Source organism: Pseudomonas sp. C1C7, assembly GCF_013359595.1.
GTDB lineage: Bacteria > Pseudomonadota > Gammaproteobacteria > Pseudomonadales > Pseudomonadaceae > Aquipseudomonas.
This window is the reverse complement of sequence record NZ_JABFMP010000020.1, coordinates 40,698-56,087: the sequence shown is the minus strand read 5'-3', so window position 1 is coordinate 56,087 and position 15,390 is coordinate 40,698. Positions and strand designations below refer to the sequence as shown.

The 15,390-nt window shown below is 60.4% G+C and carries 10 protein-coding genes; 4 read left to right on the top strand and 6 right to left on the bottom strand.

What is annotated here, in order from left to right; all coding sequences use genetic code 11:
* Positions 1-123: 123 nt before the first annotated feature.
* The 4 genes from HNO86_RS17525 (at position 124) to HNO86_RS17510 (ending at position 7,590) form a co-directional block, all read left to right on the top strand.
* Entirely contained in the window at positions 124-1,218 is a 1,095-nt protein-coding gene (locus HNO86_RS17525; protein ID WP_256672671.1) for a zinc-dependent alcohol dehydrogenase family protein, read from the top strand.
* Positions 1,219-1,887: 669 nt separating this feature from the next.
* A complete protein-coding gene (locus HNO86_RS17520) occupies positions 1,888-3,033 on the top strand; it encodes an efflux RND transporter periplasmic adaptor subunit (RefSeq protein ID WP_175378192.1) in 1,146 nt (381 codons plus the stop codon).
* Positions 3,030-6,215, top strand: coding sequence for an efflux RND transporter permease subunit (locus tag HNO86_RS17515; protein WP_175378191.1), 3,186 nt, complete (start codon positions 3,030-3,032; stop codon positions 6,213-6,215). Before HNO86_RS17520 ends, HNO86_RS17515 begins: the two co-directional genes overlap by 4 nt.
* Positions 6,208-7,590 (top strand): efflux transporter outer membrane subunit, encoded by a 1,383-nt coding sequence (locus HNO86_RS17510; protein ID WP_175378190.1) that lies wholly within the window; start codon positions 6,208-6,210, stop codon positions 7,588-7,590. The genes HNO86_RS17515 and HNO86_RS17510 overlap by 8 nt, the downstream gene beginning before the upstream one ends.
* 147 nt (positions 7,591-7,737) lie before the next feature.
* Here HNO86_RS17510 and HNO86_RS17505 read toward each other — a convergent pair whose 3' ends face one another.
* The 6 genes from HNO86_RS17505 to HNO86_RS17480 all read right to left on the bottom strand — a co-directional run bounded on the left by HNO86_RS17505 (position 7,738) and on the right by HNO86_RS17480 (position 15,332).
* Complete coding sequence (locus HNO86_RS17505; RefSeq protein WP_175378189.1) at positions 7,738-8,670, bottom strand: cupin; 933 nt, start codon at positions 8,668-8,670, stop codon at positions 7,738-7,740.
* Between the two features lie 89 nt (positions 8,671-8,759).
* Complete coding sequence (locus HNO86_RS17500; protein ID WP_175378188.1) at positions 8,760-10,076, bottom strand: MFS transporter; 1,317 nt, start codon at positions 10,074-10,076, stop codon at positions 8,760-8,762.
* 120 nt (positions 10,077-10,196) lie between these two features.
* Positions 10,197-11,018, bottom strand: a complete 822-nt coding sequence (locus tag HNO86_RS17495) for an enoyl-CoA hydratase (RefSeq protein ID WP_175378187.1) — start codon at positions 11,016-11,018, stop codon at positions 10,197-10,199.
* Positions 11,015-12,454, bottom strand: coding sequence for an aldehyde dehydrogenase family protein (locus tag HNO86_RS17490; protein WP_175378186.1), 1,440 nt, complete (start codon positions 12,452-12,454; stop codon positions 11,015-11,017). Before HNO86_RS17490 ends, HNO86_RS17495 begins: the two co-directional genes overlap by 4 nt.
* Positions 12,451-13,245, bottom strand: a complete 795-nt coding sequence (locus HNO86_RS17485) for an enoyl-CoA hydratase/isomerase family protein (RefSeq protein WP_175378185.1) — start codon at positions 13,243-13,245, stop codon at positions 12,451-12,453. Before HNO86_RS17485 ends, HNO86_RS17490 begins: the two co-directional genes overlap by 4 nt.
* On the bottom strand, positions 13,242-15,332 hold the full coding sequence (locus HNO86_RS17480; RefSeq protein ID WP_175378184.1) for an acetate--CoA ligase family protein: 2,091 nt from the start codon (positions 15,330-15,332) through the stop codon (positions 13,242-13,244). Before HNO86_RS17480 ends, HNO86_RS17485 begins: the two co-directional genes overlap by 4 nt.
* Positions 15,333-15,390 lie beyond the last annotated feature (58 nt).

Genomic DNA, 15,390 nt, shown 5'->3' with positions numbered 1-15,390 from the left:
AACAGCTACGCCCGGCGGTGCATTTCTGGCACAAACGGCCTGCGGCATAGTGATGAGCACTCACTATCGAGTCCAGCTGTGCCGGAGACAAAGATGCAAGTCAGAGCTGCTGTTCTGAGACACATGAATGCGGCCCCGCCCTATGCGCAGAGCAAGCCGATCACGATCGAAACCATCGAGCTGGCGCCGCCAGGGCCGGGCGAAGTGCTGGTGCGAATCCGCGCCGCCGGCCTGTGCCATTCCGACTTGTCGGTGATCAATGGCGACCGGCCTCGCCCTATGCCCATGGCGCTCGGTCATGAGGCGGCAGGCGTGGTGGAAGCCCTGGGAGATGGGGTCAGCGACCTTGAGCCTGGAGACCATGTGGTCATGGTGTTCATGCCCAGTTGCGGTCATTGCCTGCCATGCGCCGAGGGCCGCCCGGCGCTCTGCGAGCCTGGGGCAAAAGCCAACGCCGCCGGGACGCTGATCAACGGCTCGGTGCGTTTGAGCTCGCCTGCCGGCCACATCCATCACCATCTGGGCGTCTCCGCGTTTGCCGAGTACGCCGTGATGTCACGCAACTCCGTGGTCAAGATCGACCGCGAGTTGCCCTTCGTTGAAGCGGCACTGTTTGGCTGTGCGGTGTTGACCGGTGTGGGTGCAGTAGTCAACACCGCGCAATTGCGCGTGGGTTCGACCGCCGTGGTGATCGGCCTTGGCGGCGTAGGTCTTGCTTCGGTGTTGGGTGCACGGGCTGCCGGGGCCAGCAAGATCATTGCTGTCGATCTGTCACCGGAAAAGCTCGCCTTGGCCAAGGAAGTCGGCGCCACCGCCGTGGTCAACGGTGGTGATCCGGACGCCGTTGAACAGGTGCTGGCGCTGACCGGTGGCGGCGCTGACTATGTGTTCGAAATGGCCGGTTCGATCCGTGCTCTGGAAAATGCGATGAAGATGACCAGGCGCGGTGGCATGACGGTAACCGCCGGTCTGCCACCACCGGGTTCGGCGCTGCCGGTCAACGTCGTTCAGTTAGTGGGCGAGGAGCGCACGCTCAAAGGCAGCTACATCGGCACTTGTGTACCGCTGCGCGACATCCCGCGGTTCATCGAGCTCTATCGTGACGGCCGCCTGCCGGTGGATCGACTGTTAAGTGGCAGGCTCAAGCTGGACGATATCAACGAAGGTTTTGACCACCTGCATGATGGCAGCGCGGTGCGTCAGGTTATTGAGTTTTGAGGAGCGACAGCAACGCTGATACAAACTTCCTTTCAACGTTTGCAATCAAATGCCTCTGCCACGGAAGTATTGATTGCTGAGTGTCCAGGAGATGGCTGCCAGGCCATCTCCTTTTTAAGACTGCAATAGTTCAGACGCTTGTAAAGACACCTTTCGCACTATTTCAATAATGAATGATTGACCGGTGAATACACTTCGCAGGTTGTTTTCGCGCGGACGATCGAATGCCTGTACTCCCCATTCCAGAGCGCTTGTTCTTGTCTTTTGGTCAATATTCTTTTTGCATTTCGGCGGTTTATCTTCACGTGGTGCTCACGGAAAATCTTTTTCATTCAAACACTACCGAGAACACCTGAAATGAACTTGTTGAAAAATACTCTTGCTCTACTCACTACCGTGGTTGCTCTCTCCGTGTCCCTGGCGGTTCATGCTGAAGAGTCAGGTGCTTTTGTTGAACGTAATAAAACGCAAAGCGAGCACACCGCTAAAAGTTAATCGAAGCGCTCTTTGATGTTTAATTTTTAATCGCTGAAATTTTAGTTCAGTCAATTCGTTGGCCATTGAATGGAGCTCATTCAATGGCCAACTGCGGAGCATGCAAAAGTGAAATCGTCTACAACGGGGAAAGCGAGGATATCGTTCCCACTACAATCGGCATTTGCAAAAGGTTTGGCGGTGTCGGCGTCAGGCCTGGCGCTGGCAGTCGCTCTGAGCGGCTGCGGTCCGAATCAAACCAGCAACGCACCGATTGCCCCCAGTGTTACCGTCAGCAAGCCCGTCAAATCCGTGGTCACCGATTGGGACAGTTTTACCGGTCGCTTTGAGGCCACCGATTCGGTCGACGTGCGTTCGCGGGTCAGCGGTTATCTGGAGAAGGTTGCGTTCCAGGACGGCGCCATCGTCAAGAAGGGTGATTTGCTGTTCGTGATCGATTCGCGGTCGTTCCAGGCTGCGGTGGTCCAGGCGCAAGGCAAACTGGCCCAAGTGCGCTCGCAACTGGCGCTGGCGGAACAGGAGTTTGCCAGGGCTAACGTCCTGATCGAATCCAAAACCATCGCCCGCAGCCTCTATGATCAACGCCTGCAAGCGCGTCAGGCCGCGCAAGCCGAGGTCTTGAGCGCTGAAGGTGCGTTGAGCAATGCCAAGCTTGACCTGGAGTTCACCCGGATCACCGCCCCCATGAGCGGGCGGATCAGTCGCAAACTGATCAGCGAGGGCAATCTGGTCAACGGCGGCAACAGCAGCGCGACGTTGCTGACCACCATCGTGTCGCTGGACCCGATCGACATCTACTTCGATATCGATGAACAGAGCTACCTCAAATACCGTCGCCAGACAAATCCCGCCGCCAACCAGAGCCAGGTACGGATTGCCTTGCCGGGTGAAACCAAACCGAGCATGACCGGGCGCATGGATTTCATCGACAACCGCCTTGACCCGTCGACCGGGACCCTGCGCCAGCGTGCCCGGGTCAGCAATCAGGACCTGCAGTTGAGTCCTGGGCAATTTGGACGCGTGCAGTTCTCCAGCCAGGCGCCTTACCCAGCACTGTTGCTCCCGGACACCGCGATCAGCGTCGACGCGACGCGCAAAGTCGTCTATGTGCTCAACCCGCAGAACAAGGTCGAAATTCGACCCGTCACCCTCGGTAAATTGCATGATGGATTGCGCGAAATCTCCAGCGGTTTGCAGGAGCAGGATCGGGTGATCGTTGATGGCCTGCAGCGTGTGCGCGCCGGTGATACCGCGACAGCACAGGACCGTGCGTTAGTTCAGACCGCGAAAGCGACGACCCTCGAGGAGGCCCGGTTATGAACTTGGGACGCACATCCATCGAGCAACCGGTGCTGGCGATTGTGCTTTCAATCGTCCTGATGATCATCGGTGGCCTGGCCTATCTCGTCTTGCCGACCTCCGAGTACCCGGACATCGCACCGCCGACCGTGGTGGTGACCGCGACATATCCCGGCGCTTCGGCGCAGACCGTCGCCGAGACGCTGGCGATTCCCATTGAGCAAGAGGTCAACGGTGTTGAAGACATGCTCTACATGTACAGCCAGGCGACGTCCGATGGCAGTTTGAACCTGACGGTGACCTTCAAGAGCGGCACCGATGTCGACAAGGCTCAGGTGTTGGTGCAAAACCGTGTGGCGCTGGCCACGCCGCGTTTGCCGGAGCCGGTGCAACGCAGCGGCGTAACGGTGCGCAAGTCCTCTCCGACACAGCTGTCGACGATCTTCATCTCCTCACCCAAGGGCACTTACGACCAGCTCTATGTCTCGAACTTTGCGATCCGTAGCGTTGCCGACGTGCTCAAACGGATCGACGGCGTCGGTGATATCAACCCATTGGGGGCGCGCGAATACTCGATGCGTATCTGGCTCGATCCTGAACGCGTGGCAGCCTTCAACCTGACTCCCGCCGACATCATTGCCGCCGTGCGTTCGCAGAACACTCAGGTAGCCGGCGGTGTGATCGCCCAGCCACCGGTGGCGTCGCAGGCATTCCAGCCCAACCTGATTTTCGAAGGCCGACTGAAGGAGCCTGCCGACTTCGACAACATCGTCATCAAGTCGGGAACGGCCGGGCGCCTGGTGCGCCTCAAGGACGTGGCGCGAACGGAGATCGCCGGGTTGGCCTACGTCAACAACACCTATTACTTGCGCAACCCGGCCATCGGCCTGCAAGTGCTGCAACGGCCGGGCGCCAATGCCCTGGCGACGATGAAAGTGGTCGAAGAAACCATGCAGAAAATCGGCAAGGACTTCCCTGAAGGCATCGAATACAGCATCGGCTACAACCCGACAGCGTTTATTGCCGACAGCATCGGTGAGCTGGGCAAGACCATCTATGAGGCGGTGATTCTCGTGGTGTTGGTGATCATGGTTTTCCTGCAGGGCTGGCGGCCGTCGATCATTCCGATCCTGGCGATCCCCGTGTCGTTGGTGGGTACTTTCGCGGTCATGGCGCTGCTCGGCTACTCGATCAACAACCTGACTCTGTTCGGTTTAGTGTTGGCGGTGGGAATCGTGGTCGACAACGCTATTGTGGTGGTGGAAAACGTCGAGCGCCATTTGGCCGATGGCAAGAGTGCGCTGCAAGCGACCATCGTGACCATGCAGGAAATCGGCGGCGCCTTGATCGCGATTACGCTGGTGCTGTGTGCGGTGTTCGTTCCAACGGCATTCATTCCAGGGATTTCCGGTGAGTTTTTCCGCCAGTTCGGGATCACCATTGCGGTGGCCACGGCGATCTCGCTATTCAACTCGTTGACGTTGTCGCCAGCGCTGGCGGCGATGATTCTGCGTCGACATGAGCCCCACCAGGCTACTCTCGCCCCGAAAGTCGGCCTGTTCGGCCTGCTCAAGCGTGCGGCGGATGGTTTCAACGGCGGTTTCCTGAAACTCTCTTCACGCTATGCCGGCAGTGTGCGCGGACTGGTGGCCAAAACACCGTTGATGCTGGCGGTCTACGCGGTGCTGATTGCGGCCACCGCTTATTTGCTGGTGTCGACCCCCAAGGGCTTCATTCCTATTCAGGATCGCGGTTACCTGGTGGTCATCGTCCAGCTGCCCGACGGTGCGTCGCTAGAGCGGACCAACGAGATCTCGCGACAGATCGAAGCGATTGCCCTCGAGGTGCCGGGCGTGGACCGCGTGCCGACGTTTTCCGGATTCTCGATGGTGACCGGTACCAGTTCATCAAACTCGGCCGGTCTGGCGCCGGTGTTCCAGCCGTGGTCCAAGCGCAAGCTGCACGGGCTGACGTCGGACAAGATTGCCGAAGACTTGCGTGAACGATTGAAAGTGGTCAGCGGTGCAACGGTGATTGTCGCTACGCCACCGCCTGTTCAAGGGTTGGGCAGCACCGGCGGCTTTTCCATGCGTTTGCAGGACACCGCAGGGCTGGGCACCGAAGCCTTGGCCAAAGCCACTGACGACCTGATCGCGGCCGCGAATTCGACCCAAGGTATGACGGGTGTCTATTCACCGTTTTCGGCCAGGACACCGCAGGTGTTCGTCGAACTGGATCGTGAGCGCGCCGAAATGCTGGGCGTGCCCAGCAGCCAGATCAATCAGGCGATCGAGACCTACTTTGGCTCTTCCTACATCAACGACTTCAATCTCGTCGGTCGTACGTATCGAGTGACTGCGCAAGCGGATCTGCCTTACCGCGTCACGCCGCAAGACCTCGCCCGGGTCAAGGTGCGCAACGATGCCGGGCAAATGGTGCCGATTGCCAGCGTCACCCGCCTGCATGAGGCGCTGGGTGTGGAGCGATTCCCGCGTTACAACCTGTTCCCGACCGCCGAAATTAACGGCGACACCTTGCCGGGGCTGGGTTCTGAGTTCGGGATCAGGACCATGGAACGTTTGGCGAAGGAAACGCTGCCGGCCGGCATCACCTATCAGTGGACCGACCTCAGTTACCAGCAGACCACGGCTGGCAACATGGGGCTGTTGGTGTTCCCGTTGTGTGTGATCTTTGTCTACCTGGTGCTGGCTGCGCAGTACGGCAGCTGGAGCCTGCCGCTGGCGATCCTGCTGATTGTGCCGATGTGCCTGCTGGCGGCTGCCGGTGGTGTGCGGCTGATGGGGCTGGATATCAATATTCTCACCCAGATCGGCTTTATCGTCCTGGTGGGGCTGGCGGCGAAGAACGCGATCTTGATCGTCGAAGTCGCGCGCCAGCAAGAGAAGGAGGGGCAGGGCATTGTCGAAGCGGTGGTTGAGGCCTGTCGTCTGCGCTTGCGGCCGATCCTGATGACTTCGCTGGCCTTCGTCCTTGGTGTGTTGCCGTTGGTGATGTCCGAGGGGGCCGGTTCGGAGATGCGTCAGGCCGTGGGGGCAGCGGTGTTCTTCGGGATGATCGGCGTCACGTTGTTCGGCCTTTTGTTCACGCCGGTGTTCTATGTACTGATCCGTCGTCTGGCCGGTGGCGAGCGTCAGGTACTTGCTCAATCCATTCATTCTGAACAGGGTGCGGCTCATGAATAACTCTCTTCGCGTTTCAGGCCTCGTGCTGGGCGCCGCGCTACTGAGTGCGTGTGTGTCTCCGGTCATGCCGCCCCGGTCCGAAGTGCCGGTCGAACGTTTCGTCAATGCTCCAGCGGCCCAGTCCGCAAGCGTGACCGATCATTGGTGGACGCTGTATCAGGACCCGTTGCTCAACCGTTTGGTGGAGCGCGCCGTGGCGGAAAACCTTGATTTGCAGATTGCCCTTGCGCGTATCGATGCCGGGCGTGCGTTACGCAACATTGCAGGGGCCTCGGGCAGTCCGCAGGTCGACCTGGGGGCCAGTGCGGCGCGTCAGCGGATATCCGCTGACCAGGCCGGTTTCACCGATGCGCTGATCACCGAGCCGACCTCGATCGGTTTGAGTGCGGCTTGGGAAATTGATCTGTTCGGTCGCATCCGCGAAGGCGTGCGTGCCGCGAATGCCGACCTCGACGCTACCGAAGAAGAGGCGCGGGGTGTGCGGGTAGCGCTGATTTCGGAAGTGGTCCAGGCCTATGCAGAGGCCCGCGGCCTGGAGGAGCGTTTGACGATCGTCAGGCAAAGTGCAGCCAGCCAGGCCGAGACCTTGCAATTGACCGAGCAGTTGTACACGGCCGGCGACAGCCCGGAAGCGGACGTGCTGCGCGCCCGCGCTCAATCGGACTCCACCGCCGCCCAGGTGCCTGCGTTGCAACTGAACTGGCAGCGCTCACTGCATCGCTTGTCGGTGCTGCTGGCCCAGCCGGCCGAGACGTTGTATCAACAGTTCAAGGACAGCCCGGCGAACGTCTCGACTGTGTCGTTACCGGGCGCCGGTACGCCGGCGGATCTGTTGCGTCGTCGCCCTGATGTTCGTGCCGCTGAAGCTCGATTGATTGCGGCTTATGCGCGGGTCGGCGTGGCCAAGGCGGATCTGATGCCGCGCTTGAGTCTGTCGACCGCCTTGGGGTCGCTAATTGACGGTGTAGGCGCTGCTGATTTGGCCGGTTCAACGTTCTGGCTGGCCGGTGTGAACGCCAGCGTGCCGGTGCTCGATGGTGGTCGACGACGCAATGTGGTTGATTTTCGCGATGCCGAGGCGCGGCAGGCGATGTTGAGTTATCGACGCACCGTGTTGACGGCCGTTTCCGAGGTGGAATCAGCCTTGGCGGCTGCTCAACGCAATGCTCAACGGCAGGCCCTTCTGGCGAGTGCAGCCAGTCAGGCCAGCTCTGCTGCCGAGCAGATTCAACGCGCCTGGCAAGCAGGCGAGACGCCTTTTCTGGATGTGCTGCAGGCGCAAAGGGTTCAACTGGCGGCGCAGAATGCGCTGTCCCAGGTCAAGACTGCGCAATGGCAGAATCAGGCGGCCTTGGTGAATGCATTGGGTGGTTAACCCAGCCGGAGGGGCCTTCAGAGAGTCTGTGGTCTTGCTCGCGGAAAGAGCGGTCAGCCAGAAATGGTTGAGTGATCTATCAGTTTCGCGAGCAAGCCCGCTTTCACATGTCATGCACCGCAGATATCGCAGCGAAGACAGCCTGTTTCAGCTGAAGCGAATATCCAGTGAACGCAGATGCGTCTGCAAACCCGCATCTTGAATCGGGATCAGAAACGCTTCCTGATCCGACTCGTTGAAATGGGCGTGCCAGTATCCCGGTGGCGTCACAAATGCCAGCCCCGGAGCCCAATCCACCCGAACCGGGTTGCGAATTTGCCCATCGACATCCAGTTCCGTCCCTACCAGGGTGTAGCAGCCTGTCGGGCAATCGATAATGAAATCCAGGGCAATGGACTGGTGCCGGTGAGGTTTCTGGATCGAGCCGGCAGGCAGAATTCCATACATGGCCCAGAGCACGTGGGTCACGGTTCTGGTTTGCGGGAAATTGCTATTGCCCAGCAAGATGCTGATGCGGCTGCGGTCTTGCGCGCGCGGATCATTGGCGGCTTCACGCAGCTTCGCGTTGGCTGTCTGCGCGGGATAAAGCGTGGGAGCGAAGCGATCGGTTCTGCGGGTCACGCCGAGATAGCGCAACAGGGGTTCGTCATGAACGTAGTAGAGCCGGGCGTCTTCGGTCGCGCTGAAGCGGGCCTCCAGAAGACCCGGCAGCGCAATGAAGCAGCCCTTGGACCACTCAATGCTGTGCTCGCCCTGGATGACGTCTCCTGCGCCGGCAATCACGTAAAACACCTGTGAGGTGGCGTTGGGCTCAAGCGTCAGGCTATCGCCCGCATTGAGGCGGATGAAGTTCGCGCACAACCCCGGCCCGGTCGCGTGACCTTCACAGCCTAGGGCGTCGCTCAAGTCCAGCGGTATGACCCGAGAGGGCCCGCTGTCACAGAGTGACGCTGGAAAATTGTGGTAGGGAATTCGGGAAATGAGGTTGGCGCTGATCGGATTGGCCGCCTTGCTGTACTCGAAGTATTCGGCTTGCAGTTGATTGGCCGGTACTGCATCGATATTCATTGGGTTGTTCATGGTGCTCACTTCAGTCTCTGGTCCTTTGACGCAGCTTCTGCCGGGTTGTCGCCAGAAGCTGTGATGGGGTCTACAACAGGAAAGTCTGACTAGCGATTGACCATCCTGGCGGGCACGAACACCAGGATGATCATGGCCGACACGAACACGCAGCCGGCGACGATGACCAGGCCGGTGGTCATTGATTGCGTCAGGTCCTTCAGGACACCGAGCAGTGCCGGGCCGGCAAAGCTGGCCAGATTGCCCGTGGAGTTGATCAGGGCAATACCGGCGGCTGCCCCGGCGCCACCCAGGAACGAGGTCGGCAGTGCCCAGAACATCGGCAGGGACGTGATGATCCCCGCCGTCGCAATGATCAGGCCGGTAATTGCCAGCCAGGGTGTCAACGGGAAAAAGGCGCAAATCAGGAACCCTGGCACTGCCACCAACAGTGGAATGACCGCATGCCAACGACGCTCACGGTGGCGATCGGAGCTTTTGCCCGCCAGGTACATGCCCAGCAGTGCCGCCAGGTAAGGCACCGCCGAAATCACCCCGATCATTCTTGGATCGGTAATGCCGGAATTGCTGATGATGCTGGGCTGCCAGAAGCCGATGGTGCTGGTGCCCATGACCAGCAGGAACAAAATGGAGCACATCAGCCATACCCGCCCGCCGAGCAGTCCCTGACGAACCGAACTGTGGGTTTTGGCGCGGTTGTCCTGGCTGATTTCTTCGGCAACGATGGCTCGCTGCTCGTTGCTCAGCCAGTGAGCGTCGTCAACTTTGTCGGTGAGAAAGAACATCACCACCAGCCCGAGAATCAGTGCCGGTGCCGCTTCAATGATGAACAGCCATTGCCAGCCCGCCAGGCCGTGGACCATGTTCATCGTGTGCAGGATATAGCCCGACACCAGCCCGCTGAGGATGCCGGACACCGGGTTGCCGGCCATCAGCAGCGCGACCATCTTGCCCCGGCGGTGGGCGGGAAACCAGAGGGTGAGGTAGAGCACGATGCCAGGGAAGAAACCTGCTTCGGCGATGCCCAGGAAAAAGCGCGCGATATAGAACTGCATGGGCGTCTGCACTAGCGCGGTGGCCGCGGAGATCAGCGACCAGGTGATCATGATCCGCGCGATCCAGCGTCGCGCGCCAACGCGATGCAGGATCAGATTGCTCGGTACTTCGGCAAAGAAATAGCCAATGAAAAACACGCCGGCACCTAGGCCGTAGACCGCGTTGCTGAAAGACAAATCGTTGAGCATGGTCAGCTTGGCGAAGCCGACGTTGATCCTGTCGAGGTAGCTGACGACGTAGCAGAGGAACAACAGCGGCATGAACCGCCACATGATTTTCTTGAACGTCGATTCGGCGAGGGCAGGGGCCTGCACGCCGATGTGCTGTTCTGCGGTATTGAGAATAGTCATCGCTGACTCCTTGTTATTTTTATGGAGTGCTCGTGATTTCAATGCCCTGTGATCCCCAGCGAAACGTCGAAGCGACTGTACGCCGGGGATTGTGGCAGTTCTGAAGGTGGTCTGGCGCAATCAGTGGCCGTTGAAACGTGCCGGTCGCCGCTCCATGAAATGCGCCACACCTTCCTTGAAGTCATCGCTCTGGATACTCAGGAACATCTCCCGATTGGCCTGGGTGATGGACTCGGTGAGTGTCTGGAAGGGTGATTCGCCCAACTGTTGCTTGATGATCCTTATCGAACGCGGCGAGACATTCAGGGCCAGGTCTTCGGCGTATTTCAGGGTCTGGTCCAACAGGGAATCCGGTGCGAACAGGCGTTCGACCAGTCCCATGCTCAACGCTTCCTGCGCTGAAACCTTGCGTGATGAGAGCAGCAGGTCAGCGGCGTGCCCAGGCCCGACAACACGCGGCAGCAGCCAGGCAATGCCGTGCTCGGCAATCAATCCACGTTTGGCGAAGGCCGTGGAAAACACCGCGGTTTCACTGGCGAAACGCATGTCGCTGTACAGCGCCAATACCAAACCCAAGCCTGCGGCAGCGCCATTGATCGCGCTGATAACGGGTTTGCGCATACCCGGGAAATACGAATAGCGGCTTTGATAGTCGCTGCGACGATTCATGTCGTAGGCGCGCATCCAGCTCATTTCGCTGATGTCGTCCGGTGGCAGCACCTCAAGTTCATCGATGTCCATGCCGGCGCAGAACGCACGGCCGTTGCCGGTCAGCACGATGACGCGCACGCTGTCATCGCGATCCAGCTGGGCAAAGGCTTCGCGCAGTTCGGCCTCCATGACTTTGGTCAATGCATTCATCTTTTCCGGGCGCATCAGCGTCACGACGGCAACGTGCTCTTGAGCACCAAATCGGCTGAGTTCGATCTGCGTGAAGTTCATGATTTCTCCTGGGTTCTGGCAACTGGCATTTGAATGGAGCGGACCTCGACGAATTCCTCGATGCCAAAGGTCCCGCCTTCACGACCGAGGCCGGAATCACCGAAGCCACCAAACGGCGCCGCCGGGTTATAGGGCGCGCCATTGACGTCGACCTGACCGGCACGCAATTGAACAGCGAGGCTCAGGGCGTGATCGAGGTCACCGGCCCACACTGCACCGGCCAGGCCATACGCTGTGCCGTTGGCAATTTCGATGGCCTGTTGTTCGGTTTCATAGGTGATGACACTGAGCACCGGGCCGAACACTTCCTGTTGCGCCAGCGTCGATTGAGGCGGAACTCGTCCGAAAATGGTCGGCGCGATGTAGTAACCCGTCACCGGCACCGGTGCCTGGCTGCCGCCGGCAATCAAGTCAAAACCCTGGGATTGGCTATCGGCAATCACGGCATGCACACGGTCGCGATGCACCGCAGACACCAATGGCCCCATGCGCGTGGCCGAATCCATGGGGTCGCCCAGTGTCAGGCGCGTCACGGCGTCAGCCAGCAAGGCGCGGTAGGTGTCATACAGCTCGACAGGGACCAGCAGGCGAGTCAGCGAATTGCATGATTGACCCGAGTTGAGGAAACACGAGCCGATCACCTGGCGGACGACGTTCTCGGCCGGGGCATCGGCTGTCGCGATGCAGGCTGATTTGCCGCCCAGCTCCAGGGCAACGCGTTTAAGGGCCTGGCCTGCCGAGGCGGCGATGCGCCGGCCCACGGCGGTGGAACCGGTAAACGACAACAAGGCGACATCGGGATGATCAACCAACGCCTGTCCGGTCGCCGCATCGCCCACGACAATGTTCAGCACACCGTTAGGCAGGCCGGCGGCCAGCGCGGCTTCGCCCAGCGCCCGCGCTGTGCAAGGAGCCAGCTCCGAGGGCTTGAGCACCACGGTGCAACCAGCGATCAAAGCGGCGGCCACTTTGCCGGTGATCTGGTGCAATGGGTAGTTCCACGGCGTGATTGCGCCGACCACGCCCACCGGGACATGGGTGATGGTGGAGTTGCCGATCCGGGCTTCCGCCAGGCAATCGACCGCCAGATCAGCCGTCGCCCGCCAGGCCAGAATGGGGGCCTGCACCTGTATGCGCTGTGACAGTTTGAGCGGCATGCCGACCTCGGCGGCGATGCCCCGCGCAAGGGTATCAACGTGTTCTTCCAGTTGATTGGCGATCTCGCGTACGAAGTCGGCTCGTGTGCTCACCGGCAGAGCTGACCATGATGCCAAAGCGTTTTTTGCGGCCTCAACGGCCAGGTCGATTTCTGCGCGGGTGCCGTGGGCGACGTGCCCCAGTTCGGCTTCACTCGCGGAGTCGAAGACGCGGGTGCGGTCGGCGGATTGTGCCGGCGTCCAGCGTCCGTCGATTAGGTGATGTTGATAGGCAGTCATGGCGTATTTCCTTTGCGTGCACGGGCGTCGAGAAACGCGCTCATCAAGGTCTGTGGTTCATCGCTGGCATAACATTCGAGCTGGGCTCGGATGCCGGCGGTGCAAGCGTCGTCGAAGCCGGATTGCGTCAGCGCCCGGAAACGTTGTTTGGACAGGCGAATGGCGGTCGTGGGCAACTGCGCCATTGAATGGGCTCGGGCGAGGGCGGCACCCAGTACGTCTGAAGCATGCAGTTCGGTCACCAGCCCGATTTCATAGGCGCGCTGCCCGTTGATGAGTTCGCCGGACAACGACAGTTGTGTGTTATGGGTCAGGCCTACATGCAACGAGAGCAAATAGGAACCGACGATGCTCGCCAAGCCTGCTTTCACTTCAGGTTGACCAATGCGGGCGTCTGGTGAGGCTATCCGCCAGTCGCCACACAGCGCCAATTGCATGCCAGCGCCGGCGGCGACGCCGTTGATGGCGACCACACAGGGCTTGTCCAGATCGCGGACGGCCTGGTACATGGCGCGTTGCGCGCTCAGCCAGGGAGCAATCTGCTTCCAGTCGACGGTGCTGGCTTCTTCCAGGTCCTGGCCGGCGCAAAAGGCCCGGTCGCCGGCACCGGTCAGAACCACCGCTTTGACAGCCGGGTCTTCATTGAGCTGGGCCAGCGCGGCGATCAGCGCGCTGCGCAGGTGTTGATTCACCGCATTCAAGTTGGCCGGGCGATTGAGCGTCACCAGTGCCACCTGATCCTTGACGTCAATCAGGACGCTGCGCTGGTGATCGAGATGACGGATGCTCATGGTGCCTCCTTGTATTGGATAACCGCGTCGACAGCGACCACGCCTTCGGCCATGACCATGACCGGGTTGATGTCGACGCTCAGCAAGTTCGTCTGGTGTTGCAGGGCAAAATCACCCAACGCCACCGCTGCCCGGGCGAGGCCATGGGCGTCGAGTGGTGGTTGGCCGCGTGCGCCCTTGAGCACCGGGGCAATACGTAGCCGTTCGATCGCTTGCATTGCTTGCGCTGTAGTGAAAGGGGCGAGTAACGACACGGTGTCCTTGCGAATCTCGACCAGGGTTCCGCCTTCACCGATGACCACCAACGGGCCGAACAACGGATCGACGACGACACCGAGCATGAATTCATGCAGGCCTTTGACCGAGCGCGCGACGATCAGCCGACCGTGAGGCACACCCAGTGAGTCCAGGGCGCCCAGGCAGCGCTGCGCCGCGTCATGCACCGCTTGCGGATCGCCGAGGTTGAGGTGGACCAGGCCGTGCTCGCTCTTGTGTGGCACCTGCGCCGCACAACCCTTGACGACGATGCGTCCGCCGAACTCAGTGGCGATCCGCGCCGCACTGTCGGCTTCATGGCAAACACGGTGCTCGACGACCGGGACCCCGGCGTCTGCCAACAGGGCCAGGCTGTCTGCCTCATCTAGCAAGCCGGCGTATGCACTAACGGTGGATGCCTTGGCAGCAGGTAATTCTGAACCTTGCCATTGGCAATGCCGGGCGTACTGACGAAGCGCCGATACCGCTTCGCTTTCGTTGCGAAAGGCTGGAATGCCGGCCTGCTGGAAGTGCGCCCGGACATCCGCTTGCGGCGCCGTCATCACCACCGGTTTGCCGGTGTGATGCATGAATCGCGCGGTGGTTTGAGCCAACCCCGGCACGTCGTAGCCTGGGCCGGCCACGGGGATGCCGATGAGAAACATGTCGGCTTCAGGGTCCTGTCCCAACACATCGAGAACGGCAGGAAACATGCCGCCGTTGCCGAGCAGGGCGGCGGTGAGGTCCAGCGGATTGGCGGCGCTGGCAAAGTCGGGGATCAAACCTTTCAAGCGCTCCAGGGTTGTGGGTGCCAGCTCGGTCAATGGCAGCCCGACACGTTCGGCGGCATCGGCGCACAGCACACCCACGGCGCCGCTGTGGCTCATGACCACGGTGCGGCCAGTGCCCGGAGCGAAACCACTGAGGTACAGCGGCGCTGCGTTGACCAGTTGGTGAATATCGTGGGCACGCCAGATGCCATGTTTGTCGAGAAACGCATCGAGGGCGCCATCCGCGCCGACCATGGCCCCGGTGTGCGACGCGGCAGCGGCAGCGCCCTTGTGACTCACGCCACCTTTGAGCAGCACGATGCGGCAGCCGTTTTGCCGGGCAATGGCTGCCGCCTCGGCAAGCAGCTGAGGATTCGAAACGGATTCCACGTAGACCAGAATCAGTCGAACCTGCGGGTCGTCCATCAGTATTCGCGTCAGCTCCGACACGCCCAGATCCGCGTCGTTGCCGGTCGCTGCCAGGTAGCGAACGCCATAACCCTGTTCACGCAACATCGCATAGGGCATGACGCTTGCCGCACCGCTCTGGCTGACAATGGCAATAGGGCCATCCGCAGGTGTCACTTCCATGAACATGGTGCTGAAGTTCAACACCGCGCCGTTGGCAAAGTTGGCAAACCCTTGGGCATTGGGACCAATGAGCCGCATGCCGTGGCGACGGGCGAAGTCCATCAGTTCATTCTGCAACTGACGGCCGCTATCGCCGGTCTCGGCAAAGCCCGAGGCCATGACCACGGCGGTTTTTACACCCGACAGGGCGCATGCCTTGATCGCTTCCACCGCCGCCTGTCCCGAGACCGCAATGATGGCGGCGTCGGGAACGATGTCCAACGCATCCAGGTTCGGATAGCAACGCAAGCCCTGAACCGATTCGCGCTTGGGATTGATCGGCAGGATCGAGCCGGAATAACCAAACTTGAGCATGTAGTGAATGGGGCGTCCGCCGACTTTGTTCGGATCTTCGGATGCGCCAATGACGGCAACGCTGGACGGGTCGAAAAGCGATAACGCTGTCGGACTAATTTTATTGTTATGGGCCATGATGGCTCTCGGTGGCTTCAGGTCTGATGCGAGTCTAGGGAGCGACCAGGCCATCCGG

Coding starts and splice junctions, on each gene's coding strand:
- HNO86_RS17500 (WP_175378188.1), bottom strand. CDS start 10,076: ATGACTATTCTCAATACCGCAGAACAGCACATCGGCGTGCAGGCCCCT.
- HNO86_RS17510 (WP_175378190.1), top strand. CDS start 6,208: ATGAATAACTCTCTTCGCGTTTCAGGCCTCGTGCTGGGCGCCGCGCTA.
- HNO86_RS17495 (WP_175378187.1), bottom strand. CDS start 11,018: ATGAACTTCACGCAGATCGAACTCAGCCGATTTGGTGCTCAAGAGCAC.
- HNO86_RS17480 (WP_175378184.1), bottom strand. CDS start 15,332: ATGGCCCATAACAATAAAATTAGTCCGACAGCGTTATCGCTTTTCGAC.
- HNO86_RS17505 (WP_175378189.1), bottom strand. CDS start 8,670: ATGAACAACCCAATGAATATCGATGCAGTACCGGCCAATCAACTGCAA.
- HNO86_RS17525 (WP_256672671.1), top strand. CDS start 124: ATGAATGCGGCCCCGCCCTATGCGCAGAGCAAGCCGATCACGATCGAA.
- HNO86_RS17485 (WP_175378185.1), bottom strand. CDS start 13,245: ATGAGCATCCGTCATCTCGATCACCAGCGCAGCGTCCTGATTGACGTC.
- HNO86_RS17490 (WP_175378186.1), bottom strand. CDS start 12,454: ATGACTGCCTATCAACATCACCTAATCGACGGACGCTGGACGCCGGCA.
- HNO86_RS17515 (WP_175378191.1), top strand. CDS start 3,030: ATGAACTTGGGACGCACATCCATCGAGCAACCGGTGCTGGCGATTGTG.